This window comes from Peribacillus sp. JNUCC 23, from assembly GCF_053653995.1.
Map to the genome: position 1 here is coordinate 4,524,852 of NZ_CM132202.1, position 25,366 is coordinate 4,550,217.

The following is a 25,366-nucleotide window of genomic DNA, read 5'->3' on the forward strand; positions in this document are numbered from 1 at the left end:
GTTTCTACTCTACCCATTTATGGATATAAGGGGTAAATGGGCTTATTAATGTTGGGGGAATAGAGAATGAAAAGAAGTTGGTTTTTAAACAAATGGATGTATGGAATGTATCTGATTCTCCTAGTTATTACAGTCGTGATTGTATACAACAGCTATAAACCACTACCAGAGGGGATTTCCTTTGAGGGAAAGGTACATCGTGTTGATGATGTGAATTTCATATACGATTTGTCGTACAAAGACAAAAGCGGCCATGCCCAGCATGAACAGCGGATATTCACTGATATCTACCAAGCCATTGAAGACGCTGATGAATTTATTGTAATTGACATGTTTTTGTTCAACCGATTTTATGATGGCGATGTTCATTTCCCCAAATTAAGTAAGACTTTAACGGATAAGCTTGTTGCCAAGAAGCAAGCCAATCCTCATATTCAAATAATCTTTATTACTGATGAAGTGAATACAACCTATCAATCGTATCAATTAGAAGAAGAAAAGGAAATGAGAGAAAACGGGATTGATGTGATAGTGACCAATCTAGATCGTTTACGAGATCCGAACCCAATATACTCTGGCTTTTACCGTACGTTTCTACAATGGTTTGGTGAGTCCGGGTATGGCTGGATTCGTAATCCACTGGCGAAGTCCGCACCTAAAGTTACTGTTCGTTCCTATTTACGGCTACTTAATATTAAGGCCAATCATCGAAAATTGATTGCCACAGAGAAAACAGCACTGATCACATCTGCTAATCCTCATGACGCAAGCGGCTATCATTCGAATATCGCGTTTCAAATGGACGGGAATATTATTTCGGATTTTGTAGAGGCCGAGGAAGCAGTCGCACGCTTTTCAGGAGGACTAAAACAGTTTCCAATCTATGAAAAAACGTCGATGGAAACGGGAGAAATTGGTGTTCAGCTCCTGACAGAAGGAAAGGTTTACAAGCATGTTCTTCGAGAAATTGATGCAGCAAAAGATGGAGATCATATCTGGATGGCCATGTTCTACATCGCCGACCGCCCCGTAGTAAAGGCCCTTACAAAGGCTGCTCAGCGTGGCGTTAGCATTCATATGATTCTCGATCCGAATAAAAATGCCTTCGGCAGCGAAAAAATTGGACTACCCAATCTACCAGTTGCCGCTGAATTAGAGAAGCTAGGTGAAAATAACATTCATATTCGCTGGTATGACACGGAAAAAGAGCAATTTCATACCAAATTGATGTTCATTCAAAAGCCTGAAGAAAGCATCATTATCGGCGGTTCTACTAATTACACTGAACGGAATCTGGATGATTACAACCTTGAAGCAAATGTCAAAATCATCACTCCTACTACTGCAGAGGTTTCCAAAGACGTAAATGCTTACTTCTGGCGCCTTTGGAAAAATAAAGATGGGATATATACGGTTGATTATGAAGAATATCAGGATAAACTTCCTGTTTTTAAGTATATTACTTATCGTATACAGAAGATTTTCAAATTCACAACTTACTAATTTTCAATTTCCTTTAATTAGTAAGTTTCAATTCTAGCAAAAGCGGCTATATATAGAACATAACCATACAGAAACTTTTACAGACACTCATTTTAAAAAACAAAAGGAGGAACTATACTATGAATCAAGTATATGTTGTAGAAAATGGCGTACAAGCACAGGAAAGAATTAATCAGTTGGTAACGACAGGGTTTTCTAAGGAAAACATTTACTTATTTGCTCATAATATAGACCGCTCAGAGCATTTAACTGAAGCTACAAACACAGAAGAAGTCGGTATGAAGGAACAAGGCCTCTTAGATACCATTGGAAATCTATTTAAATCCCGAGGAGATGAGCTTCGTAACCGCTTCGAGAATCTTGGCTTAACCGAGTCTGAAGCGTCTCGGTATGAAGAAGAACTGGATAAAGGCAAGGTAGTTGTCATAGCAAGCACAGACGTGAAATAAAGTGAAGCTTCCAAACACTAATCAAATTAAACAGGCCTGTCATTTTCCAAATTAAGTACGGAAATTGGCAGGCCTGTTTCATGCTTTTTTCTAACTACATGTAGAAAACCTTTTTGACAATACCTATCTAGCATTCCATTCCTCTGAATCTTGATCACTTTAAAACAACATGCACAAATCTCTTCGTGTTCAAGCATTTCCTCGTTTTACTTATCATCGTTTATGCTATACTAATTAACAGAAATTAAAAAAATATTTTATATACTTCCCTGGGGGGTCACTCAATCATGACGATGAAAAAGGCACTTTCTATCGCAGGCTCGGATGCTAGTGGTGGAGCTGGTATACAAGCAGATTTAAAAACACTTCAAGAGCTGGGCGTATATGGTATGACTGCTTTAACAGTTATTGCTACGATGGATCCAAAGAATAACTGGAATCACAATGTATTTCCACAGGATATGAAAGCTTTAGAAGCTCAACTGGAAACGATCCTTTCCGTTGGCATTGATGCAATGAAAACAGGTATGCTTGGAAGTGTAGAAATCATTGAATTGGTCGGACGTACAATCGATGAAAATGGATTGAAAAATGTCGTGATTGATCCAGTTATGGTTTGTAAAGGCACAGACGAAGTGTTACACCCTGAAACAGCCGTTGCACTTCGCGAAATCTTAACACCAAGAGCAACTGTTATAACGCCTAACTTATTTGAAGCATGGCAATTAGCACAAACAGGGCCCATTCAAACGATTGACGATATGAAAGAAGCAGCTGTTAAGATCCATGAAATTGGTGCTAAGTATGTATTAATTAAAGGCGGCAGCAAGCTTAATTATGAAAAAGCAATCGACTTACTGTATGATGGAAAAGAATTTGAAATTCTTGAATCAGAGAAAATCGAAACAGCCTATACACACGGAGCTGGCTGCACATACTCTGCTGCAATTACAGCAGAGCTTGCAAAAGGAAAATCTCCGAAAGAGGCGATTTTCACAGCGAAGGAATTCATCACTGAAGCGATTCGTCATTCATGGAGACTTAATCAATATGTAGGTCCTGTTATGCATGGGGCTTACAAAGAATTGAGCAAAGCGAGCAAAAAATAAGAAGATGATCGGTCTACCCGGCTCATTTTGCTGGACCTATAGAAGGCTTCCTCATTTCGAGGACAAGCCTTTTTTTCATCTAAATGGTCCTTACCACAAGCTATAGTCTTATCATTTCACTTTTTGCCGCTATTTTTGTAAGATGGTGTGTAAGATACTAACATGTAGACGGACGAGATCATACGATAATTCGCTCCGACATAGGAGGAAATTAGATGAAACCAATTGAACGTGATGAAGTACAACGCGCGATTGACACTTTCGCCAAAAGAGATGTTTTTCTTCATCTTGAAACGACAAATGGGGCGTATGCCTCTCACCATGATGAATCGTTTTTTTCCGCAGGTGCCTATATCAGAAATGCCAAAGTTCAGTACGAACATGGAAAGATTGTCGGCGATGACCCGTACCGCGTCGGACTTAAGCTTGAAATTGGCTGGGTGTATGCCGAAGGACTCAATCATTTCGAAATAGATGAACAAGGAAGGCTGCTGTTAGCTGGACTGGATTCGACAGGAAAACTTGCTGTTGCTTTACAAATCAGCCTGCAGCCATTTGAATGAGAAAAGGAGATGATCGCTTTGGAAAAAGAACAACAAGTACTAGTCGTATTTCCACATCCAGATGATGAAGCATTTGGCGTTTCAGGAACGATTGCTTCATATATAGAAAGCGGTACGCCTGTTACATATGCCTGCTTGACTCTTGGTGAAATGGGACGTAATCTTGGAAATCCCCCTTTCGCTACTAGAGAATCACTTCCTAAAATTCGCAAAAAAGAATTACAAGATGCTGCGGATTCACTAGGGATTACAGATTTAAGAATGCTTGGATTACGTGATAAAACCGTTGAATTTGAGGATGATAGCGAACTCACTGACAGAATCTCTTCCCTTATACAAGAACTAACACCGTCACTAATCATCACGTTTTATCCCGGCTACAGCGTTCACCCTGATCACGAAGCTACTGCTCGGGCAGTCGTTCGCGCTGTAGAAGCATTACCGGTCAACCAGCAGCCAAAGCTTCAATGTGTGGCCTTTTCAAACAACTGTGTGGCTGAACTGGGTGAACCTGATATCATCCATGATATTACCCCAGTACAAGACAAGAAGATAGCCGCCATGAAAGCACACCGTTCACAAACCGAAGCCATGCTTGCCACATGGGCTGAAAAACTTGAGGTTGAAGATCCTGAGCTGCTTGGCTGGATTCAAAAAGAAAGACTCTGGACTTATCAATGGCCAGAGAAATGAGAAAGAGCAAAAAAGAGAGAAACAGCAGGTCCTCTCTTTTTTGCTTGTTTTCATTTTATAATCGTTGCCAATGTTCCACCGTTTTTCAACTTAAGAGCCCCTAATGACGTGCTTCAATAAAATGCGAATGGTTCATTGTTGCAACAAAGGAATGTGTTGAAACTTTATCCGTCTCTTTTTTATGAACACCCTTCAAAAGAAGACCATCAGTAATGCCCGTAGCTACAAAAAAGCAGTCATTGGATTTCACAATTTGATCCATCGTCAATACAGCACTTGGATTTACCAGTCCCATCTTGATACATCGTTCCGTCTCTTCTTCTGTTTCTGGAACAAGTCTAGCCTGAAAATCACCGCCGAGGCACTTTAACGCAACAGCCGCAATCACTCCTTCCGGTGCACCACCTGTACCGACAAGGATATCCACATCGAGCTCTTCAATTGCCGTTGCGATTGCTCCTGTTATGTCAACGTCTGAAAATAAGCGTACTTTAGCACCGACTTCAAAGACTTGCTTTATTAAATAATCATGGCGTGGACGATCTTGCATCATCACCGTTAGCTCACTAATATCTTTTCCAAGAGCTTTTGCAACAGCTTTCATATTTTCTGTAAGGGAAGCTGTTATATCTATACAGCCTTTCGCTTTAGGTCCGACTGCTATCTTTTCCATATACATATCTGGTGCATGTAAAAGGGTTCCCTTCTCTGCAACCGCAATGACCGCCAGTGAGTTATCCTGTCCTTTTGAAACAAGCGTCGTTCCTTCGACGGGATCGACCGCAATGTCAACATCAGGTCCATTTCCCACACCGAGTCTTTCACCAATATACAGCATCGGTGCTTCGTCCATTTCTCCTTCACCAATAACAATCACTGCATTCATATTTATACAGTTCATTTCATTTCTCATGGCTTCGGTACCTGCACCGTCCGCTTCGTTTTTATTCCCTTTTCCAATCCACGGATACGCAGCAACGGCTGCTTTTTGGGAAACTGTTAGAAATGCTCCAGCCAGTGACTGAATATTTTCTTTCTGTTCAATAGTTAATCCAGACAATGAACTCACCCCCTTATATTCAGTAGAATAAATTCCTATGGATTATTTAGTGCGTTCTATCTATACATTCAACTGTCCTACCAGTAGTGTTTCATTGAGTAAAAAAACTTCTTAATTATGCTACTTGGGCAGATTTAATTGTCGTTAAAAAGGTTTTTAGAATCATAAACGATGATGCTGCACCAGGATCTATCGTACCGAGAGACCGTTCTCCAAGACGACTAGAACGTCCGCGTTTAGACAAAATGTCTTTTGTAGATTCCATTCCTTTTTCAGCCGCTTGTACAACACTTTCAAAAGCTGATAAAAAGTCGTTCGATTTCCCAAAATTAGATTGTAGACTTTCAAGTGCCGGTTGTAGCGTGTCAATCATCGTTTTATCGCCAACTTCTGCTTTCCCACGCTCTTTAATTCCCTCAATAAACGCAATCCAGAAATCCTTCAAATCTTCACCTGATAATTCAGATTTTCCCTGGAATGCTTTTGCCCCTCTCATAAAGCCCGTCGCATAAAGCGGGCCGACTGAAGAACCAACTGCACTTAAAAAGGTGCGTCCTGTCACGATACTGATTTTGCCGCAATCTTGTTCCTCTTTCAATTCTCCTTCAAGCTTTTCATTCACAGCCTGCCAGCCAATTGACATTGTCACACCGTGGTCACCGTCTCCGAGTTTCCGATCCAGCTCGCATAAATAATCTTTTTCTTCTTCTATCATTGTTACAACATTTTTCAAAAATACTTTAATTTCTTCAGCTGTTATTTTCATTGCGGGTTCCTCCTTATTTTTGAACGTACATTGGACAGTCTGCTGGATGATCAATAAACGCTGCCAACTCTTCGTCTAATTTTGTAATCGTGACAGATGCGCCGCCCATCTCAAGTGACGTGCTATAGCTACCAACGTAAGAACGGTGAATCTCAATCCCTTTTTCGCTCAAAATTTGTTCTACACGCCTGAACATTATATAAAGTTCCATGTTTGTTGTGGAACCCAATCCGTTTACAAGAACCGCTACTTTTTCTCCTGAATCGATCGGCATATCCATTAAAATGTCATGAACAAGGCGATCTACCACTTGATCTGCAGGCTGCAAGTCACCTTTTTCAATCCCTGGTTCACCGTGATGGCCAAGACCAATTTCCATTTCATTTTCAGCAAGCACAAAGCTCGGTTTTCCCGTCTGGGGAAGTGAACAAGGTGTTAAACCTACACCCATTGTACGTGTGTAATCGTTTGCCTTTTGTGCAACACGAACAACATCATCCAGGTTATACCCTTTATCTGCTGCTGCACCCGCTGCTTTTGTTACAAAAAACTCACCAGCTATTCCTCTACGCTTTTCTTTTTCTTCTTTTGGTGCAGATGCCACGTCATCTGTCACAAGAACCGATCCAACACGGATACCGCTTTCAAGATCCGCCAGCTCTGCGGCCATACCGAAGTTCATCACATCTCCAGCATAGTTGCCATATACGTAAATAACACCTTCGCCTTTATCGATTACTTTCGTCGCTTCCAAAATGGGATCTGGAGGTGGAGAAGCAAAAATATTCCCTACAGCCACACCATCTGCCATGCCGTCACCAACATATCCTATAAAAGCAGGCTCATGGCCGGAACCGCCACCAATTAATACACCCACTTTTCCTTCGCGCGTTTCTTTTGCCGTAACGAGTGCACGCTCATTTTCAGTCAGTTGTCGTACATGATTGGGATATGCCTTCACATAGCCTTCAATCATTTCTTCAACAACTTTTGTCGGATTATTAATAAGCTTTTTCATACTCCTGCTCCTTTCAGAAATTCCTGTTCTTTATCCATAATTTGTTGTATTTTCCTCGCTGAGTTACCACCTGGGAAGTCGGACTCTAAATATGCCTTTACAACGTTTTTAGCCGGTTCAATTCCGATCACTTTTGCTCCCATTGTTAACACCTGTGCATCATTGCTCTTTTGAGCACGCTCTGCCGAATACGTATCGTGGCATAATGCCGCGCGAATGCCAGGTACCTTTCCAGCCGCAATCGCCATACCAATTCCAGTTCCACAAACAAGAATAGCCCGATCTATTTCTTGCTCATTAATATCGTTTGAGGCTTGAAATGCAACACCTGGATAATCGATTTCTGTACAAGAATCATCAGATCCATAATCAACAACTTCGTGTCCTAACTCCTCAATATACTTCTTCAAGCTATTTTTCATATCAAATGCGTTATGATCAGAACCTAATCCAATTTTCATTATACATCGTCCTTTCCATATTTTCTTGTTTTATTCTTAAGTTTATTTTTTCATTTTATTATCAATATGTCAACATTTACTTTCTTTTATTTTCGTTTATTTTCACTTCGTCAAAAAAAAGAGAGAACATCTATAAGATGTTCTCATTCATTCTTTTTATTAAACAGCCTGAACATCTGATAAGTTATTAACAGCCTCTGCTTTTTTCGGAAGTGTAACAAACCTCATTATAAACGCGCTTAATAAATATAGTCCTGAATAAATCCATAGAATACCTACTGTACCTACACTTCCAATAAACAGACCAACAATCGCCGGGCCAACAAACGTGCTTAAGCCAGCACCAAGATTTAAAATAGACATCGCAGCTCCCCGATTTTCAGGAGCAAGTGATGGTATGAGGGCAGAAAGCGGTACGAATGCTGCCACACATGCACCGAAACATATCGCAACAATAATTGTGGCCAAATAATTGGGTCCCATGAACTTTGGAATATAATAAAGAGTCATGATCGTGATCGCACAACCCACACCACCGAACCACATCACAGTATTTCTCCACCCCAGTTTATCTCCAACAACGCCCCAAATGATATTAAAGATCACGTTGCTTGTCCAAAGTGCACCATAAATTTGTAGCCATTCTGTCCGTGTAAAACCGATTTCTATCATGTATGCTGGAAGAAAAACAACCAGTCCATACGCACCGGCAGTATTAATCGTTCGAACAATTCCTCCAAGGCCGACTTTCGGTCGTTCAAATGCTATAGTAATTCCTTTTGAAAGATATTTAATCATTTCCGCTTTTGTCTCGAATGTTTTTCTATTACTACCATCATCTTTATTTAAAAGAATCGCAAGAATGGCTCCTAGTGCTACAAAAATCAACGCACTCCAAAGCGTTTTCATTTCTCCTAAGTATGGCAAAACAAAACTTGAATAATAAGCACCAAGAACGTTCAATCCAGCGGCGAACGATACCCAAAACCAACCTACAGCCGTTCCAAGTTTTTCAGCTGGTGCGTAATACGTCAGCCAAACAAGGAATGAGTAAGCAAATAACGGATATCCAAGCCCCCGAAGTGAATAGGTTGGAATCATGACAGCCAAATTCATCGTTTTAAGACCGACGATTAAAAAGATAACGGTTCCAATAACAAATAGAACGACGCCTATTGTCATGGTTTTACGCGGACCTAAAACTTCAGCAAGTACACCTGAAAACCATGCCGCAATCGCCACAGCGAAACCGTATACACTAAATAGCAACGCTGATTGTTGAACAGTCAGGCCGTTATCAATTAAATAGGAAGAAAGCCATCCTTGTTCGAGCCCATCCCCCATCATAAACAGTAAGATACCTATAAATCCCATGGCCATTTTAGAATCCATTCCAAGCTTGCCTAAAAGTCCCTTATTCATCCCTTTACCTCCTCCTTTTTTAAAAAAAGGTCCCTGACATGCTGCAGGAACCTATAATAAATTCACTTTTTTTACAGATTGGGATTAAGTACTACTTTTAATGACTCCGCTCCATTTTTCACAAGTTGGAACCCTTCCGCAAATTTTTCAAGTGGCAACACGTGCGTGACAACGCCATCAGTCGGAAGGTCTCCATTCGCAATCCCCTTCATAACGGGCTCATAGCAATATGGTCCAAGGTGAGAGCCAAGTACATCAAGCTCTTTCCGATCACTAATAATACTCCAGTCAACTGTAACAGGATCTTTAAATACACTGAATTCAACAAATCGACCCAGCTTACGAATCATTTTCAATCCTTGTTCTACTGATTTTTGAGCACCTGTTGCTTCAATATAAATATCACAGCCATAACCATCTGTTAGTTTTTTTACAATTGCATCCACATCGTCTTTCGCCGGATTCAATACTAGGTCAGCACCGAAATTTTTTGCCATTTCAAGGCGATCTTCATTCAAATCTAGCACGATTAATTTACCCGCTCCTGACTTTTTGATCGCACCGATCATTCCAAGTCCAAGTGTTCCTGCTCCTGCCAACACAACCACATCATCCAACTGGACTTGTGCACGTTCTACAGCATGATAAGAACACGCATAAGGCTCGATTAAGATTGCTTTTTCAATCGGAAGATCTTCCGGTACTTTATAGTTAATGGCTTCTTTTGTAAATTTCATATACTCCGCCATCGCACCATTCACATTATTCTGGAAGCCATATAAATCATGCTTTTCACACATCCAATATTGTCCACGGTTACAGAATCGGCAGTCCCAACAAGGAACAATTTGTTCTGAAATAATACGATCACCAATTTTAAAATCACCTTTCACACCCTCACCAAGTGCTACAACATGTCCGATAAATTCATGTCCCGGAATCATCGGTGCTTTAATGTACGCAGGCTGTGTTTCATCTCCCCAGAAGCTTGGTGCTCCATCAAACGCTTTCAAATCTCCTGCACAAATACCACATGCCTCCACTTTAACGAGTATTTCTCCATCGTTAATTTGAGGAACTGCCACTTCTTCCAGGCGGTAGTCACCAGGCGAGTACGCAACAACCGCTTTCATTGTTGTCGGAATATTTCTAACTTCACTTTTTTGTGTTACTATTTGATTTGTATGCATCTTTCATCGCTCCTCTTCTTTAGCTGGAATTTTGCTACCCTCACACCAGACAACGCTTACATTTACTTTGATAATTGAACTTTCTGAAGCCTTTTCCATTAAAGGCCGTTTATCTGTTACACATTTTCAATATTCGTTTAGCTTTATTTACAAGAGCCTATCCTGTTTACGATTTTCATTATATTATATTTATTATTGATTGGTCAACTTATTTTTTCGATTACTTTCAATATACTTTCATTTATTTTTGATTTTTAAAATACATTACATTATTAACGCCAAATGATGTACTATTAGATGTAATATAAATAATAAAGTTTCTATACTGCCTTTTATGAGTCCATCATGAATCTTTCTTTTAATTTCAAATGTTTTGTAATCGAATACAAAACGAAAATAAATATATGCAGGTGATAAGAATGACAAAAATGTTTGCATCAGAAAGACAAAAAATTATTATGGATAAGCTAATGGATCAACAACGTGTAACTATTAAAGAGCTCTCTGAAGAGATCAAAGTTTCCGAGGCAACATTACGAACAGATTTATCCAAGATGGAGGAATCCGGATTATTGAAACGGACACACGGCGGCGCTGTTTTATTCGAACATCAAGATAGCGACACAAGTTTCTCTATGCGTGAGAGCAAAAATAGAGATGAAAAATCAGCTATCGCTAAAAAAGCAGCTGAGCTTTTATCTAGTGGCCAGTGTATTATGCTCGATGCTAGTTCAACTGCTCTTGAACTAGCTCGTATATTAAGGGATACATCAATCCGTTTAACTGTCGTGACAAGCGGCATAAACACCGCATTGGAGCTAAACAATCATTCAGATATTACTGTTATTTTATTAGGTGGGATTGTAAAACGAGGTTCTAATTCATTGGAAGGGAATCTGGGCATTAGTATTTTAAGTCAAATACATATTGATGCTATGTTTACTTCTGCAAATGGGTTTTCAATTGATTCTGGTTTGACCGACTTCAGCGTATACGAAGTTGAATTAAAAAAGGCAATGGTCAACGCTTCTAACAAGGTGATCGCTCTTCTGGATCATACAAAAATGAATAAAAACTCAATTGCATCTTTCGCGTCTATTGATCAGCTCGATTTAATTATTACAAATGACGAACTCCCAGATGGTTATGCTGCAAAACTAGAGGATCAAGGTATTGAAGTCCTCATTGTTTCTGGTAACACAAACTAAAAAGTAACCGAATTTTATTTACGTAGTTCAGTAACGTGGAGAAATATCACTCATAACACATTAAACAGCATATCAAATATATGCTGTTTTTTCATCGCTATTATAAACTAAAGAAAAACTAGGTTGTTGATATAATATGAAAATGACTACAAATCATTATATATAGACAAAAAGTAGAGCGCTAAAACCATTCCATTCCGTTTAGCACTCTACCGTTATTGTAATTACTGTTTTCGCCCACAAAAACAGAACTATAGATTTTAGTACTTTTACCAGATTGTGTATCCACCATCTACTATAAATGTAGATCCAGTTGCAAAAGTCGATGCGTCAGATGCCAAATAAATGGCCAGACCGCCAAGTTCATGGGGTTCACCCAGCCTTTTCAATGGTACGAGGTCCAGCACATGTGCAAGTTCTCCCCCAGGTGCAAAGATTGGTTTTGTCATCTCTGTTTTCATATAACCCGGCGCAATGGCGTTGACACGAATATTGTTTCCCGCCCATTCGGATGCCATACATTTTGTCATCATATCGACCGCTGCTTTTGATGCGTTGTATGCACACTGCGCTTCAGTATTCGCAATAAAACTCGACATTGATGCCATATTAATTATGGACCCGCCACCCTGCACTTTCATTTGCTTACCGCTATACTTCGAAACTAGGAAGACACCGTTTACATTTACATCCATTGTTTTCTTCCAGTCTTCTAAACTCTGTTCTTCCACTGTGATTTTTTGGCATATACCCGCATTATTAATGACAACATTCAGCTCATTGAATTCGCCTACAATTTGATCAACCATGGCCCTAACCTGTTCTTCACTTGTTACATCTACTTGAAGACCCAATGTTCTTCCACCGAATAAAGCTAATTCTTTCGCCGTTTGTTGTGCTGAAGCCAATTCCATATCTGCAATGATAATATTTGCACCAACCTGAGCCAATGCTTCAGCCATGGCTTTCCCCAGCCCTCTTGCTCCTCCAGTAACTAGAGCCGTTTTGCCCTTCAAACTAAATAATTGTTGGTAATCCATTTACTTCACTCCTCATGACTAAATTTTCAAGACTTTATTACATTTTATCAATTGTTTTCATTTTGTCAATTTTACTTTCGAATAATTGTTTTTTATTTTCATTTATCTTTCGCGAATATTTTAAACTGTTAGATCACAACTCTAATACTCGCGGAAAAGAATAATTACTCTCGAGAATTACTTCTAAACGAATTCAAGTAATTCATTCATAAACTAGTGTATCAAGCATGGATTATTAAACCTTGAAAGACCTATAGGATAAAGAAACACAAATCAATAGCTGGACTATTCATTAAGAGCCCAATAACCTAGCTATCATACGCATCAAAAAAATCGCCTGCCAATAGGCAAGCGATTCAAAAAGGGGGAATTTCTTTGAAAAAATCATCGTACTTCTATTATTTCACCAAATGATTTTTTTATTCACTTATTCTCAAATAAATTTATTTGTATGCGTGTACCTTTTGTTTATCCTCAGCTGATTTTTTCCCATGTAAAAGATAATAAACAAACATACATGCAAACCCTACTAATGCCATACTCACGTATAGACCATTATAACCGATAACTGGGATTAAGAAGCCTAGAGTAAAAGGTCCGATTCCTATGCCTAGATCGACGAACACAAAGAAGGTAGATGTGGCAAGACCCATTTTATGACGAGGGGCATTCTTTATCGCAATAGCCTGAGCGCTGGATTGGAAAGTCCCATATCCTACACCAATTAGCGCACCTGCAGCTAACAAGATAAACCCATGGTTTGCTTGACTTAGTACTAGCATCCCAATGCCAAATAAGAGTAAAGAGGGATAAATGACAAAATTCTCTCCTTTTAAATCAAACCAACGTCCAGTGAACGGCCGAGACGCTAAGAGGAAAATGGCAAACACGACAAAAAAGAAACTCGCAACATTTACTAAGCCCATTTCCTTAGAATACGCAGTCATGAAAGTTAAAACACTAGAATAGGAAAACCCTACAATACACATAACAATAGCTATCGGTAAAGCCTTCACCTCAAAGAAATCGCCAATTTTGATTCCTTTCAATGTGTCCCTTTCCATCTGTGTAAGTTCAACTTTTCTAAACTTCATGAATAAGGTCGGAATAAAGGCAATGACAGCAAATATCACACATGATGCAAAAATCATGTTGTATGTTCCATGTTGGCTAAGAAATAAGCCTAAAAATGGTCCAGTAGCCATGGCCAGATTCATACTCATTGCAAAGTAGCCGGTACCTTCCCCTCTCCGTTCATTCGGAATAACGTCCGCTGCAATCGTTCCTGTCGCCGTTGATGCAAACCCAAATGCAATCCCATGTATCAAACGGTTTGTTAATAAAAAGGCTAAGCTATCCGTTTTGAAATATATTAATGTTGTAACAAGAAAAAGTACTAATGCTCCATATAGCATGTTCCTTTTCCCAATTAATTCAATATATTTCCCTGCAAATGGTCGAACAGCGAGAGCACCGATAACAAAAATACTGGATGCCAATCCTGATTGACTTGCAGTTGCTCCAAATTGATCAATCGTGTAAACGGATAATGTGACCATCAATAAATAGAAAATCATAAAGATAAAAAAGTTCGTTGAAGAAATGATTAAGAAATCCTTCGTCCATAATTTTGGTTTATTCATATTTTTATCACCTTACTTCTCTAAATTGACATAAATCTTCGTAAGTGTCTGAAATACTTCTTCCTTTTCCTGCTCGGAAATACCATCCAAGACTTTATATTCAAATTCAGTTACTGCTTCCCTACACGATGTATACACTTCTTCTCCTGCTTCTGTTAGCTGAATTCGTTTTACACGGCGATCCTTCCCAGGAACCTGTTGAATAAACCCTCCTTCATTTAAACGTTGGACTGTCCGTGTAATCGTTGGTTTTTCCACATTTAAGTATTCACCGATTTCAACAAGTGTGGAAGGACCTTTGGTTTTTAAAAAATAAACAATGCTCCATTGTGAATGAAAAAGACCATATTGAAGAAGCTGCTCATTTAGCTTCTTCGTAAACAGCCTAGAAATCTGCAGATATTGGTGAAAGAATTGATGATTTGGGGTCACTTTTTATTTCCTCCTACAATAAGTTACCTAGGTAACTATACTCCTGTTTTATAAAAATGTCTAGTCTTATGGATATATTATCCGGTATTATTTAAGAGAAGGAGAATAAAAAAATGCCTATAGCAAAGGCACTTTTTTATTCTCCTGAGGTTTCCTTTCAGGCTTTGTTAGCTGTTTGTACTTCCTTTAACACGTCTTGAATCGCTTTGGCAACGCCATGTTCGTCATTTTTCGCAGTAACAAAATGACATAGCTTCTGAATTTCAAGCGGGGCATTTCCCATTGCTACTGAGCGACCAACTCGCTCAAACATGGACACATCATTGAAGTTATCGCCAATCGCCATCGCGAACTTAATGGATTCTCCCTTTTCATCCAAGTAGTTCTTAAGAGCAATTCCCTTTTGTGCGGATTCACTGGAAATTTCAAGATTTTCACGTCCTGATGATGAAACTGCAAGACCTTTGAATTGCTTAATTTCTCCAGCCGCTTTACCTAAAGCAGCAAGGTCACTTGAAAAAACGAGCATTTTATGAATGGAAACGTCTGGCATTGTAAATAATTCACGATAATCCGCGATTGTTTTTACAAGTCCCATCTTTAATCTGTTATGGGCACGTTCCCTAACTTTCATAGGATCAGCATCAGGATTTGCCGTTAAGATAATATCAACTAAAACCGCTACAGAAACTTCATAGTCTTTCGAATAGACACCATTGCTTGTGTACACTTCAAAATAAAGTTTTTCCTTTTCGAGGCATTCAATCGTTTCAAGTACCTTTTCTGTGCTCATCGGATTAGACGTCACAATCTGCCCATCTTTTGTGTAAACAGCTGCACCATTCGCAGCAATAATTGGCAAATCAAGCTTGGCTTCATCCAATGCAATACGAGCTTCCTCGTAGGATCTTCCAGTTGCCACGATCACTTCAATGCCTTGGCGCAGTGCCGCTTCAATCGCATCCTTATTCTCCTTGCTCACTTCTTGAAATTTATTCAATAATGTTCCATCCATATCTGTAGCTATCGTTTTAATCAATTTATCCACCTCATACCAATCATTTTTTTGCTTCCTTAGATCTCGTTAATCGACATTCTTACCTCGTGATGCTACCCAAATTTCATACCATTGTTCTCTGCTAAATTCCAACGATAAAGCATGAACTGCCGCTTGGATTCGTTCCATTTTTCCTGAACCGACAATCGGCATGATTTTAGCAGGGTGGTACATGAGCCAGGCATACGCGACTTCATCAATCGTTTGTGCATTCATGTCAGCCGCAGCTCGTTCAAGGGCTTTGCGTACTCTAATCGCCTGTGTGTCTTCACCTGTGAACAGCTTCCCCCTTGCAAGTGGTGACCAAGCCATTGGAGGCATATTTTCCTTCATACATTGATCAAGAACCCCATTTTCAAAATGCTCTCGATATAGGGCGGACAGTTCTATTTGATTGGTGATGAGCGGTACATCTAAATATGCGTTTAGCATGTCCACTTGTGAAGGCAAGTAATTCGATACACCAAAATGCTTCACCTTTCCTGCTTGCTTTAACTTCCTGAATGCTTCTGCTACCTCTTTTGGATTCAGCAAAACATCTGGTCGGTGAAGCAACAAGACGTCTATATAATCTGTCTGAAGATTTTTGAGTGATTGCTCTACTGATTCAATAATATGTACTGTACTGCTATCATAATGATTCAAATGAACGCCATTATCTTCATTAGCTAGCTTGATTCCACATTTCGTCACGATTTCCAATTTCTCACGAAGTTCAGGCTTTAGAGCCAATGCTTCTCCCAAAAGAGCTTCACATGTATAATTCCCGTAGATATCGGCTGTATCAATCGTTGTAATACCAAGCTCTAAGCATTGTTCGATTAGTTCTATTCTTCTCTTTACAGAATAGTTCCAATCAGCTAACCGCCAATGACCATGAATAATTCTCGAAAAGGATAAATCGCTATGCAGCTCAATACGCTCCACTTCGTCCTCACTCCCAAAGTATGATTTCTTCCAGTTTAGCAAAGAACAGGAAGAAATCACACAAGGATGACTCATAAGGCCAAAAACACCTTTAAGTCATCCTCTTCTAGCATTATATAAACGGCTGGGCAATCTGATTGACCTTGTCATGGATACTGTTATGAATACGATCTATTTCTGAAAAATCCATGGCACGTATATAGATATCTTCTAGTTCATCATGTAAGGATTTCGCTTTTGCTAAAGATTGAGTCGCTTCATTCATTTTCGTGCGGTATCTAGTTGAAATATCCTGGATTTGATCGCTATAAATTTCATCAGTCCCAGGAAGAATCGCTTCTTGATAAATATCAACAATCACATCACCCTGGCGGCTCGGAAAATATTCATGGGGAGCGGTGCTGTCGAAAATAGCCACGCCAATTTCACGCATAATGACCATATCGAGGCTATTGGGATCAAAACCACAATGATAGATCTCAACGTCAAAACCACGCTGCTCTGCTTCAAGCGCCAATTTCTTGAGCATCGTTGATTTTCCTGAACCTGGCCGCCCTTTTAGAAAATAACGCTTTGCTATATCTTCAGTTAAGTTCGGCACATAATCGACCGCACCTATTGGCGTAGCTGCACCTAAAAACCGGTGCCGGATTTCTGATGTTTTGTTAATAAACATTTCTCCAAAAAAGGTATCCTTCAATTTTCCTGTTAGCTGATTCACTTTCTGAAAGTTTAGGTTGGCGATGTAGATCTCTTCCCACTCATCATGGACCGCCAATGCGGAAGCAAATAAAGAATAAGCATCTTCAAAAGCAGCGCTAATTTCACTTGATAACCTTATAATTTCTTGCTTATTCTGGCTAAGAATTTGAGAATCCCAGGCTGTTCCAAGATTGATATATTCTTCAATCGCACCTGGTGCTTTAGGTTCTATCACATGTGGTGCTGTACCATCTACAATTCCAACCTTTAAATCTGTTACGATAACACCATCAATTGATTCTGGATCTGATGAGCAATGCAAAAGCTGGATATCAAACCCCTTTTCCACCCATTCCTTGCCCACTTTCTTCATCAACGTAGATTTCCCGGTCCCTGGGCCACCTTTTAAAATATATAATCGTTCTAAACCATGCAAATTAGATTCATATAAACTGTGAAATCCTCTAGCTGTATTTCCTCCAGCAAAATAATGTTTGGTTTTTCCAGTCACCTAATCAACACTCTCCTTTATCCGTGATACTCGAGAGATATCTATGCTTTCTACGTCAGCATATGCACGAGATGTGGTTTGGGTGAACGCCTATCAAAAAGGGGATCAGAGCAACGTAGCCCTTGATACATTACTAGTTTAAACGTATGTGACACGATAATCTGTATATAGAGTTCAAGTACAGACCCTTTTAGAGGACATTCTCTTTAGTTAATTAACTCGACAAATTTCGCTTCAACCGTTTCTGCAAGCTTTAGTGGTTCCACTTCCATCTGCACGCCAATCTTTCCAGCGCTGACAATTATCCTACCTAAATCCACCGCGCTTTTATCAATAAAGGTCGGGTACAACCTTTTCATCCCGACCGGTGAACAACCACCGCGGATGTACCCTGTCCACTTTTGTAGCTCTTTCACAGGAAGCATTTCCATTTTCTTCACTCCCGCTGCCTTGGCTGCCTTTTTCAGATCAAGTTCGCCACCGACTGGAATGACAAAAACAAATGAATTCGATCCGCTTTGCGAAACGAGCGTCTTAAAAACAGTATTAGCCGGTTTGCCAATTTTATCAGCTACTGCTGTGCCATGGATTTTTCCATCTTCGTTGTCATATGTAAGAATTTCGTACGCTACTTTATTACCATCAAGGATTCTCATGGCATTTGTTTTACTCACACGCATTATGGCCATCCCTTCATAATTTAACCTACAAAATAAACTCCTGCCAATTTTCTTAATTCCGCTTCAAGATGATCTGGGTAGGAAATAAGGAAGCAAGTCGAAGGTCCTGCAGATGTTGCAACGTTGATTTGATTTCTAAGTGCATCTGGAATATCCGTATCACTCAACTTTCGCCATTCATGGGCAATACCCTTTGATCCGACCGGAAGCACGACTACATCTTCGTATTCACAAACTGCTTTAAATAAAGAAAGTGGGGCAATACGGTCTGCCTTCTCGATCACCTCATGACCAACAAGAGGTTGTCCGATAATAGCCACCTTCCTCATCCGATTAATTTCGACTGAACCTTTCCATTGACCGATTACAATCAATCCAAGAGCAGATTGCACTAATAGAAAATTACTTTCTGTACTTCCCGTAATCGGAATATCCAAACCTAGCTCTTTTTGTCCAGCCAACACTCCTGTACAGATGTCGTCCCAAGCCGCTTCACCGCAAAAGTTCTGAACGGTTACCGCAACTGGTTTGGCACCTGCTGCCATGCATTCCATGACCGCTACCCGAAATGAGTAATAGGCTGTTACTTCATAAGGAACTTTTACAATATCCTGTTCCTTCATGCCAATCCCACCGCTATTATCACATGAAATAATTAATGTTTCAGAATTAGATATCGGCAATTTTAAAACGTCCCTCATTCCTTTGCACCTTCATTCATCATTTTTTGCAAAATAGGTGTTAATCGCGGCAGCAAAATAAGGGACACACCTAAATTAATCGCTGTTGCAATGGTCAGCGATGGAATTAAAGCCACAAAAAATGACCAGCTGATGATCATAATGAACGGCAAGGGAGAAATAAATGCATTGCCAATAAAAAATAACAGACTTGCCCCAACCTTATTGCCCTTTCGATACAAAATGCCGAAAGTCCAAGCAAGTAAGGCCATTTCTAACATAATAATGAAATGAAGAGGACCGAGCAACATTCCACCTATAATAGCTGAAATGAAATGCCCGAGCCCGCCAACAACCGCACCCGCAACTGGACCGAGTAAACAAGCTGCTAGTAACGAAGGAAAACTGTCCAGTGCCACGCTGCCAATAACACCTGGAATTTTTATAAAAGCACCTGCTACCGATAAAGCAATAAAGATGGCAAGGAGGCTCATTTGTTTAACATTCATTTCAATCCGTTTGCTCCTTTTTCTTGGTGTTGTGGAACACCTTCGCACTTCTAACGTACTCTACATCTTTAACCCCAAGGCGAACATTAATCGCCCGTGCAAGTGCAAAGAAATAGTCAGACAGTCTATTTAAATATTGTAGTGACAAAGGAGAAACAGCGGCCCCCGATTTCACAAGCGTTACAGTCAGTCGTTCAGCCCGACGCACAACGGTACGAGCAAGATGAATCGTTGCGGCTGGCTTCGTTCCCCCTGGTAAAATAAATTTCTCAAGTGGTGGTGCTTCCGAAATATACTTATCAATACGTTGTTCTAAATACGTAATCGCTTCTGCTGTTAGCTTTTCCGGTGCTTTTTCGGAAATCGTTGCTAAATCGCCACCACAATCAAATAATTCATGCTGAATCTTCTCCAGGTCTTCTAAAACATCTGCGAACTTTGTACGATCTAATTCCGCCATAGCTAACCCAACATAGCTGTTCACCTCATCAACCGTTCCATACGCTTCCACTCGAACGTCATCCTTATCCACTCGGCCGCCAATGACGCTGGTTTTCCCTTTATCTCCTGTACGTGTGTAAATATTCATGCTTTCATCTCCTTATTTTAATTGTTGATTTAAGCCATACCAAATGATATCGACGCGGTTGGATAGGACCGTCAAGTCTTGATAGATCCAACCTGTAACATCACGCCAAGTTCGGTCTAGTTTGTTCATTGGGACAATTCCCTTTGAAATGTCGGTTCCAATTATAATGATTCTTCGATCTCCTTGCTCCTGCTCCCAGTCGTGCCATGTTTGAATGTACGTCTTCCAATTCGCACGAATGTTTGAACCATCGCTACTCTCTACATCATTCTTTATCCACATCTCAATTCCTTCCAATACGATCTTTTTTTCTAAAAAATCATTTGAACGAAGCGGGAGTGGATAATCATAATAAGCAGAAAGCCATTGGGTTTGTTCATGTAACGACCTTACCCATTTTCTTTTTCCATTATAGGCACCGCCTGTAACAAAGTGCATCTCTCACCCCTCCTCAATTGCTCGTAGCTCTTCCAGTAAAGCTTATAGCCACAGCCATATGGAATACTCCAATCCCAAAATACCTTTTGCTCGGGAGCATAATGGACGAGCAGATTGCGAATCACTCCACCATGTGTAACAATCGCGACATTTCTAGCTTCCTTCTGCATCATATCCTCTACCACCTCGACCCAACCTTGATGTACTCTTTGGCTGAAATCTTGATAGCCTTCCCCATGTGGTGCTTCTATTTCAAACGGGCGCTCAAGCCAGCGCTTATATTGAGGCGAGCTTAATAATTGCTCATAGGTTCTTCCTTCCCACTCACCAAAATTCATTTCACGAAATTCCCTCTTTAAAATAGGCTCACAATTTGGAAATAAGATGTTTGCAGTTTGGATGCAGCGATTTAAATCACTGCAGTACAAACAATCATAATTTGGATAGCTTAATTGTAATCGCTCTAGTTCCTGCAACCCTTCTGTTGTCAACCGTGAATCTGTCCATCCTACATATTGCTTCTTAACATTCGCCCCCGTCATACCATGGCGAAGTAAGGAAAGGCCCACACCGTCAGCCATAAAAACAGCTCCACTCCTTCTACCGATGCTCCCAGAACATCGCCTGTGATTCCGCCGAACCAAATTGTGATTTTCCTGCGGATCAATAAAAAGAAAATACAAGCTACCGCTATCATGATTAAACTCATATAAAGTAAAGGCAAGCTTATGTAAAATGCCATAATTAATAGGACAACTAGATACAAGCCATATATATGTATACTACTTTTTTTCGCTGCTCTTTGAAAAAACGCTGCCAATCCATCTTGTTTAGCAAGCGGTGCTGTATAGAGCAACATCCCCATCACCATTTTACTTATGGTAGGAATTAAGGCAATTAAGAAAAAAGAACTAAGATGCATTCTTGAAATAATTTCATAAATAAATAGAAACCTTGCACTTAATAAGACGATCACAGATAAAACACCAAACGCTCCCGTTCGCGGATCGCTCATAATTTCAAGCCGCTTTTCTTTGTCCTGATAGGAAAAAAACGCATCACTCGCATCCATCCATCCGTCAAGATGAAGGCCTCCTGTTAGAATAATCGTCAGCAGCCAAACAACGAAACTAATCGCAAGCAAAGAGAAGGGCGTCCACTCCATGAGTGCAAAGAGGCTGCCGCTGACTAGCAAACCGAGTGTCAGTCCTGCAAGTGGAAAGGTCTGAATAGCTCGATGAATGGATGGCTCATCCATGGGAAGCTGCTTTTTGATCGGAATCGCCGTGAAGAACTGAAGATTAATCAAATAACCGATTAGTACGCTCATCCTTTATTTGCTCCCTTTCATCATGAGTGGAATACCTGATTCAACCAAATAAGCTTGATGTGAACGAGCAACAAGTTCCTGATGCAGCCTACCAATTGTTTTTTGATAAGCCTGTACGATTTCACTACTTGGTAAAGGTTCGTGCAATACTTCATTACTGACCACAATCAAGCTGAAGCAATGATTTCGTATTGTTTCTATACTTCCCATCATTTTTTCAAAGACGTTTTGGAGATGCTGTTTGCCGAGCTCTGAATCTATCGAAAACAACTCATTATCGAGCCAAGTGGTCAAACAATCCAACAAGACGATTGTCTGTTTATTGTAAAAAGGGATGGAGTTGTCAATATTTCTAGGGAACTCACCAGACTGCCATGGAACAACACTATTTTGACGAGATTGCTGATGCAACTCAATCCGCTGCTGCATTTCTTCATCTTGTGCTCTGCCACAAGCCAAATAATATAACAAGGTTCCAGTATGAGCTCGCGCCAGCTCATAGGCTGTTTTTTCCGCAAACGTGCTCTTCCCGCTACGTACGCCTCCAGTGATAAAGTAGATGGGTGCCGTCTCCATTTCAGCCATCCTTCCATTCTCTATTTTTCATTGCCAGCACCGTACATTCATACACACCCGTGCTAACTAGCTGAACTAATGATTCCATAGATCCACCTTGTCGGATGTTTGTCCCCCGTTGCGAAGCAGCAATTAAGACGCTATCTTCCGTCGTAGTTTCTGCTCCATATTCATATAACGCCTTTACCTTTGCTTCTGTTGCAATAACAAGGCTCTGAATAAACGCTTCTTCCGGTAAACACCCGTTCACAAACACCCATGTATGGACGCTGGGTCCTTTAGCTCTTTCAGTATGAGATGTATGAACCGGAATTCCTTTACCCGCCGTTACCACGATGAAAGTGGAGATATCATCGCCTTCATAGAAACGTACTGCTGCTGTCTTCACATCAACATTCGTCATCATGCCCACCGTTTCGCTTGGATTAAATCCTTTTGCAGACAAGTACTCTATCATTTCCTCGAGAGGATCATGACAATCATAAATACGCTTAACGTGACAGTTCACAAACGTTTGATTCCAGCTGTCTCCAACTCCTGTTACTCCAGAAGATAGCGTCTTAAGTGGGATCGGTGAATTCAATGCAATCCACTCATCATTTTTTTCTAAATATCGCTCATTAATCACCAGTGTCTCCTGCTCCTTGGCAAGATGAGCCGGAACAATGAAAAGTTGCGGTTTAGGAAGACTCGGATGTGGTCGATTTTCTATTTCCGTTTGGTATACCGCTTGAATGCGTTCTCGTTTCAGCACTTCATTCGGCCTACCATTGATCTGAATCCTTCCTTTTTCCAACAGTAGCAATCTATCACAGTAAAGACTAGCAAGATTTAAATCGTGGAAAATAGAAATAACAGTCAGATCTTTTTCCTTCGTCCACTTTTTCATCAAGTCGAGTAGCTCCTTTTGATAGGAAAGATCCAAATGATTCGTCGGCTCATCTAAAAAAAGAATTTCCGGTTCTTGTGCTAATGACTGTGCAAGCAAGACGCGCTGTTTCTCACCACCAGAAAGCTGTTCAAAAGGGATATGTTGAAATTGAGTAACACCCGTCTGTTTCATCACCTTTTGGACCACTTCCTCATCTTCCGTTGACCAACTCTGCAATAAACCTTTCTGATGCGCATATCTGCCTAGCGAAACCGTTTCTTTTACCGTATAGGAAAAAGCCTGTGTAGAATGCTGGGGCAAGACTGCAATGACTCTAGCCAGTTCCTTTGTACGGTAATCCTGCAGCCTTTTTCCTTTAAGCATGATTTCTCCAATATGATAAGGTAATATGCCACTCATCATTTGGAGTAGCGTGGTTTTTCCACTTCCATTCGGTCCAAGTATTCCAAACAATTCTCCTCTGGCAACCTCGAATGTAAGATTTTTCAAAACAGGCATTTCCCTCGTATACCCACCTATCAATTCAGTAACAGTTAGCATATTCATCACCTTCTTTCTATCCTGCGCCGTTTTAATAAGATCATCGCAAAGACAGGGGCACCAATTAACGCGGTAATAACACCAATCGGTAATTCAGCAGGGGAAATAATAATCCTTGAAACAAGATCTGCTAGAATTAAGAATCCCCCTCCAATAATCATCGACAACGGTAACAAATGCTTATGATCCGGACCAACAAGCCGTCTCGTGAAATGCGGAATTACTAAGCCAACAAAGCCTATTGTCCCTGAAACAGCGACGGCCGCTCCTGTTAACAGCGAACCCGCAATCAAAATCAGTAGCTTTCTTTTTTTCACATTTACACCTAAATGCTGTGCACGATCTTCTCCAAACGATAAGGCATTCAGTTCACGCGCATTCAACATAAGAATCACAGCACCCACGATAAAAAATGGCAGAATAATCCCCACATAGCTCCAACCTCGCATGGAAACACTCCCCAATAGCCAGCCAATGATCTGACGTAATTCTTCTCCAGTCATGGCAATCATCAGGGAAATAAATGCACCTAAAAACGAACTAAAAATAATCCCCGTTAAAATAATTGTTTCAACCTTCATCGAGCGATCCATTTTCTGTGCAAACAACAGTACAGAGAAAATCGTCAAGAATGAAAACAAAACACTTAATAATGGTAAAGTAAATAACCCGATAACAGGTAGTGACAATCCGAAGAATAGTGTTACAACTGCCCCCACAGATGCCCCAGAGGAAACGCCAAGTGTATATGGATCGGCCAATGGATTACGTAAAAGCCCTTGAAACGCTGCACCAGAAATGGCAAGAGATGCTCCTACCAATCCGGCTAAAACAACACGAGGCAAGCGTATTTTCATCACAATATTCGAAAACATTACATTTGCTTCAGTTGAAAGTGGTAAATGGAAAACTTCCTTTCCAATAATTTGGAAAAGATCTGACACAGGCACTGATACCGAACCTACTGAAATTCCAACAATTATCGAGACAGCAAGAAATGCAAATGCGAGTATATAAGCTAACTGTCTGTTATTTTGTACATTTTTTTCCCTTACTAAATTTCGCAAATTTCACTACTCCCTTACCATACATTTTTAAAGGGAATAAATAAAAGGTCAGCCTCCACTATTTCTATCAGGAAGTCTGACCTTATGAGTCAATCGTCTATAGTATGAACAGCTATTCCCGTACGTCTGCCACACACCTTCCTATCCTCATAGGTAAATTTGGTGCACGAATATAGGCAGGCTTCCTGGCTTATGGTCTACGCTTACAGTACCTTCCCATATTTTCATACAGTGGCGGGACCGCGTTGGCATTTCACCAACTCCCATTTAAGTCTCAGAATAAGACACCTATTTCGTTTATGTATTTTGTT

General features: G+C 40.3%; 28 protein-coding genes and 1 riboswitch. Of the genes, 6 read left to right on the forward strand and 22 right to left on the reverse strand.

Translation table 11 applies throughout. The features are described 5' to 3' along the window. The first annotated feature begins 66 nt into the window (after positions 1 to 66). From JNUCC23_RS21535 to bshB2, 5 genes are all read left to right on the forward strand, one after another. Entirely contained in the window at positions 67 to 1,503 is a 1,437-nt protein-coding gene (locus JNUCC23_RS21535) for a phospholipase D family protein (RefSeq protein ID WP_454213524.1), read from the forward strand. A 119-nt stretch (positions 1,504 to 1,622) separates the two neighbouring features. Beyond that, the gene (locus tag JNUCC23_RS21540; RefSeq protein WP_403076109.1) at positions 1,623 to 1,952 is read left to right on the forward strand and encodes a general stress protein; all 330 of its coding nucleotides are present in this window, start codon (positions 1,623 to 1,625) and stop codon (positions 1,950 to 1,952) included. A gap of 287 nt (positions 1,953 to 2,239) precedes the next feature. Beyond that, on the forward strand, positions 2,240 to 3,061 hold the full coding sequence (gene pdxK, locus JNUCC23_RS21545; protein ID WP_403076111.1) for a pyridoxine/pyridoxal/pyridoxamine kinase: 822 nt from the start codon (positions 2,240 to 2,242) through the stop codon (positions 3,059 to 3,061). A gap of 215 nt (positions 3,062 to 3,276) precedes the next feature. Further along, positions 3,277 to 3,624, forward strand: a complete 348-nt coding sequence (locus JNUCC23_RS21550; protein WP_049683368.1) for a YojF family protein — start codon at positions 3,277 to 3,279, stop codon at positions 3,622 to 3,624. 18 nt (positions 3,625 to 3,642) lie between these two features. Continuing rightward, positions 3,643 to 4,317: a bacillithiol biosynthesis deacetylase BshB2 gene (gene bshB2, locus JNUCC23_RS21555; protein WP_454213527.1), complete on the forward strand. Its 675-nt coding sequence runs from the start codon at positions 3,643 to 3,645 to the stop codon at positions 4,315 to 4,317. Positions 4,318 to 4,417: 100 nt separating this feature from the next. On the opposite strand, the gene glpX is transcribed toward bshB2, so the two are convergent. The 6 genes from glpX to JNUCC23_RS21585 all read right to left on the reverse strand — a co-directional run bounded on the left by glpX (position 4,418) and on the right by JNUCC23_RS21585 (position 10,234). Further along, positions 4,418 to 5,377, reverse strand: a complete 960-nt coding sequence (gene glpX, locus JNUCC23_RS21560) for a class II fructose-bisphosphatase (protein ID WP_062185255.1) — start codon at positions 5,375 to 5,377, stop codon at positions 4,418 to 4,420. Positions 5,378 to 5,492: 115 nt separating this feature from the next. After that, the gene (gene dhaL / locus JNUCC23_RS21565; RefSeq protein WP_403076119.1) at positions 5,493 to 6,143 is read right to left on the reverse strand and encodes a dihydroxyacetone kinase subunit DhaL; all 651 of its coding nucleotides are present in this window, start codon (positions 6,141 to 6,143) and stop codon (positions 5,493 to 5,495) included. Positions 6,144 to 6,156: 13 nt separating this feature from the next. Next, a complete protein-coding gene (locus JNUCC23_RS21570) occupies positions 6,157 to 7,161 on the reverse strand; it encodes a dihydroxyacetone kinase subunit DhaK (protein WP_062185251.1) in 1,005 nt (334 codons plus the stop codon). Continuing rightward, a complete protein-coding gene (gene rpiB, locus JNUCC23_RS21575) occupies positions 7,158 to 7,622 on the reverse strand; it encodes a ribose 5-phosphate isomerase B (protein ID WP_062185248.1) in 465 nt (154 codons plus the stop codon). The genes JNUCC23_RS21570 and rpiB overlap by 4 nt, the downstream gene beginning before the upstream one ends. A gap of 159 nt (positions 7,623 to 7,781) precedes the next feature. Further along, positions 7,782 to 9,044 (reverse strand): MFS transporter, encoded by a 1,263-nt coding sequence (locus JNUCC23_RS21580; RefSeq protein ID WP_454213530.1) that lies wholly within the window; start codon positions 9,042 to 9,044, stop codon positions 7,782 to 7,784. A 71-nt stretch (positions 9,045 to 9,115) separates the two neighbouring features. Continuing rightward, complete coding sequence (locus JNUCC23_RS21585; protein WP_454213532.1) at positions 9,116 to 10,234, reverse strand: MDR/zinc-dependent alcohol dehydrogenase-like family protein; 1,119 nt, start codon at positions 10,232 to 10,234, stop codon at positions 9,116 to 9,118. Positions 10,235 to 10,653: 419 nt separating this feature from the next. Between JNUCC23_RS21585 and JNUCC23_RS21590 the strand changes: the two genes are divergently transcribed. Continuing rightward, positions 10,654 to 11,442 (forward strand): DeoR/GlpR family DNA-binding transcription regulator, encoded by a 789-nt coding sequence (locus JNUCC23_RS21590; protein WP_403076127.1) that lies wholly within the window; start codon positions 10,654 to 10,656, stop codon positions 11,440 to 11,442. A gap of 269 nt (positions 11,443 to 11,711) precedes the next feature. Here JNUCC23_RS21590 and JNUCC23_RS21595 read toward each other — a convergent pair whose 3' ends face one another. From JNUCC23_RS21595 to JNUCC23_RS21670, 16 genes are all read right to left on the reverse strand, one after another. Continuing rightward, a complete protein-coding gene (locus JNUCC23_RS21595; protein WP_454213535.1) occupies positions 11,712 to 12,482 on the reverse strand; it encodes an SDR family NAD(P)-dependent oxidoreductase in 771 nt (256 codons plus the stop codon). Positions 12,483 to 12,925: 443 nt separating this feature from the next. Continuing rightward, a complete protein-coding gene (locus tag JNUCC23_RS21600) occupies positions 12,926 to 14,125 on the reverse strand; it encodes an MFS transporter (RefSeq protein WP_454213537.1) in 1,200 nt (399 codons plus the stop codon). Between the two features lie 12 nt (positions 14,126 to 14,137). Continuing rightward, complete coding sequence (locus tag JNUCC23_RS21605; protein WP_062185236.1) at positions 14,138 to 14,557, reverse strand: MarR family winged helix-turn-helix transcriptional regulator; 420 nt, start codon at positions 14,555 to 14,557, stop codon at positions 14,138 to 14,140. Between the two features lie 157 nt (positions 14,558 to 14,714). Further along, on the reverse strand, positions 14,715 to 15,596 hold the full coding sequence (locus JNUCC23_RS21610; protein WP_454213540.1) for a Cof-type HAD-IIB family hydrolase: 882 nt from the start codon (positions 15,594 to 15,596) through the stop codon (positions 14,715 to 14,717). A gap of 45 nt (positions 15,597 to 15,641) precedes the next feature. Continuing rightward, positions 15,642 to 16,541 carry an aldo/keto reductase gene (locus JNUCC23_RS21615; protein ID WP_403076142.1) on the reverse strand — a complete coding sequence of 300 codons (900 nt, stop codon included), beginning with the start codon at positions 16,539 to 16,541 and terminating at the stop codon, positions 15,642 to 15,644. Positions 16,542 to 16,653: 112 nt separating this feature from the next. Continuing rightward, complete coding sequence (locus JNUCC23_RS21620; RefSeq protein WP_403076146.1) at positions 16,654 to 17,754, reverse strand: PRK06851 family protein; 1,101 nt, start codon at positions 17,752 to 17,754, stop codon at positions 16,654 to 16,656. Between the two features lie 206 nt (positions 17,755 to 17,960). Then, on the reverse strand, positions 17,961 to 18,434 hold the full coding sequence (gene ybaK, locus JNUCC23_RS21625) for a Cys-tRNA(Pro) deacylase (RefSeq protein WP_454213542.1): 474 nt from the start codon (positions 18,432 to 18,434) through the stop codon (positions 17,961 to 17,963). Positions 18,435 to 18,454: 20 nt separating this feature from the next. Further along, the gene (locus tag JNUCC23_RS21630; RefSeq protein WP_062185225.1) at positions 18,455 to 19,135 is read right to left on the reverse strand and encodes a hypothetical protein; all 681 of its coding nucleotides are present in this window, start codon (positions 19,133 to 19,135) and stop codon (positions 18,455 to 18,457) included. Further along, positions 19,132 to 19,623, reverse strand: a complete 492-nt coding sequence (locus JNUCC23_RS21635; RefSeq protein WP_403076155.1) for an ECF transporter S component — start codon at positions 19,621 to 19,623, stop codon at positions 19,132 to 19,134. The genes JNUCC23_RS21630 and JNUCC23_RS21635 overlap by 4 nt, the downstream gene beginning before the upstream one ends. A gap of 1 nt (position 19,624) precedes the next feature. After that, a complete protein-coding gene (locus JNUCC23_RS21640) occupies positions 19,625 to 20,212 on the reverse strand; it encodes a cob(I)yrinic acid a,c-diamide adenosyltransferase (RefSeq protein ID WP_454213545.1) in 588 nt (195 codons plus the stop codon). Positions 20,213 to 20,224: 12 nt separating this feature from the next. Beyond that, positions 20,225 to 20,650 (reverse strand): bifunctional adenosylcobinamide kinase/adenosylcobinamide-phosphate guanylyltransferase, encoded by a 426-nt coding sequence (locus JNUCC23_RS21645; RefSeq protein WP_454213547.1) that lies wholly within the window; start codon positions 20,648 to 20,650, stop codon positions 20,225 to 20,227. After that, the gene (locus JNUCC23_RS21650) at positions 20,602 to 21,231 is read right to left on the reverse strand and encodes a histidine phosphatase family protein (RefSeq protein ID WP_454213549.1); all 630 of its coding nucleotides are present in this window, start codon (positions 21,229 to 21,231) and stop codon (positions 20,602 to 20,604) included. Before JNUCC23_RS21650 ends, JNUCC23_RS21645 begins: the two co-directional genes overlap by 49 nt. Beyond that, complete coding sequence (gene cobS, locus JNUCC23_RS21655; protein ID WP_454213551.1) at positions 21,189 to 21,980, reverse strand: adenosylcobinamide-GDP ribazoletransferase; 792 nt, start codon at positions 21,978 to 21,980, stop codon at positions 21,189 to 21,191. Before cobS ends, JNUCC23_RS21650 begins: the two co-directional genes overlap by 43 nt. A gap of 3 nt (positions 21,981 to 21,983) precedes the next feature. Next, complete coding sequence (locus tag JNUCC23_RS21660; RefSeq protein WP_454213553.1) at positions 21,984 to 22,565, reverse strand: bifunctional adenosylcobinamide kinase/adenosylcobinamide-phosphate guanylyltransferase; 582 nt, start codon at positions 22,563 to 22,565, stop codon at positions 21,984 to 21,986. Next, positions 22,558 to 23,988 (reverse strand): ATP-binding cassette domain-containing protein, encoded by a 1,431-nt coding sequence (locus JNUCC23_RS21665; RefSeq protein WP_454213555.1) that lies wholly within the window; start codon positions 23,986 to 23,988, stop codon positions 22,558 to 22,560. The genes JNUCC23_RS21660 and JNUCC23_RS21665 overlap by 8 nt, the downstream gene beginning before the upstream one ends. 5 nt (positions 23,989 to 23,993) lie before the next feature. Beyond that, a complete protein-coding gene (locus tag JNUCC23_RS21670; protein WP_454213557.1) occupies positions 23,994 to 25,055 on the reverse strand; it encodes a FecCD family ABC transporter permease in 1,062 nt (353 codons plus the stop codon). Between the two features lie 158 nt (positions 25,056 to 25,213). Next, a riboswitch (cobalamin riboswitch) is annotated at positions 25,214 to 25,362 on the reverse strand. Positions 25,363 to 25,366: the final 4 nt, after the last annotated feature.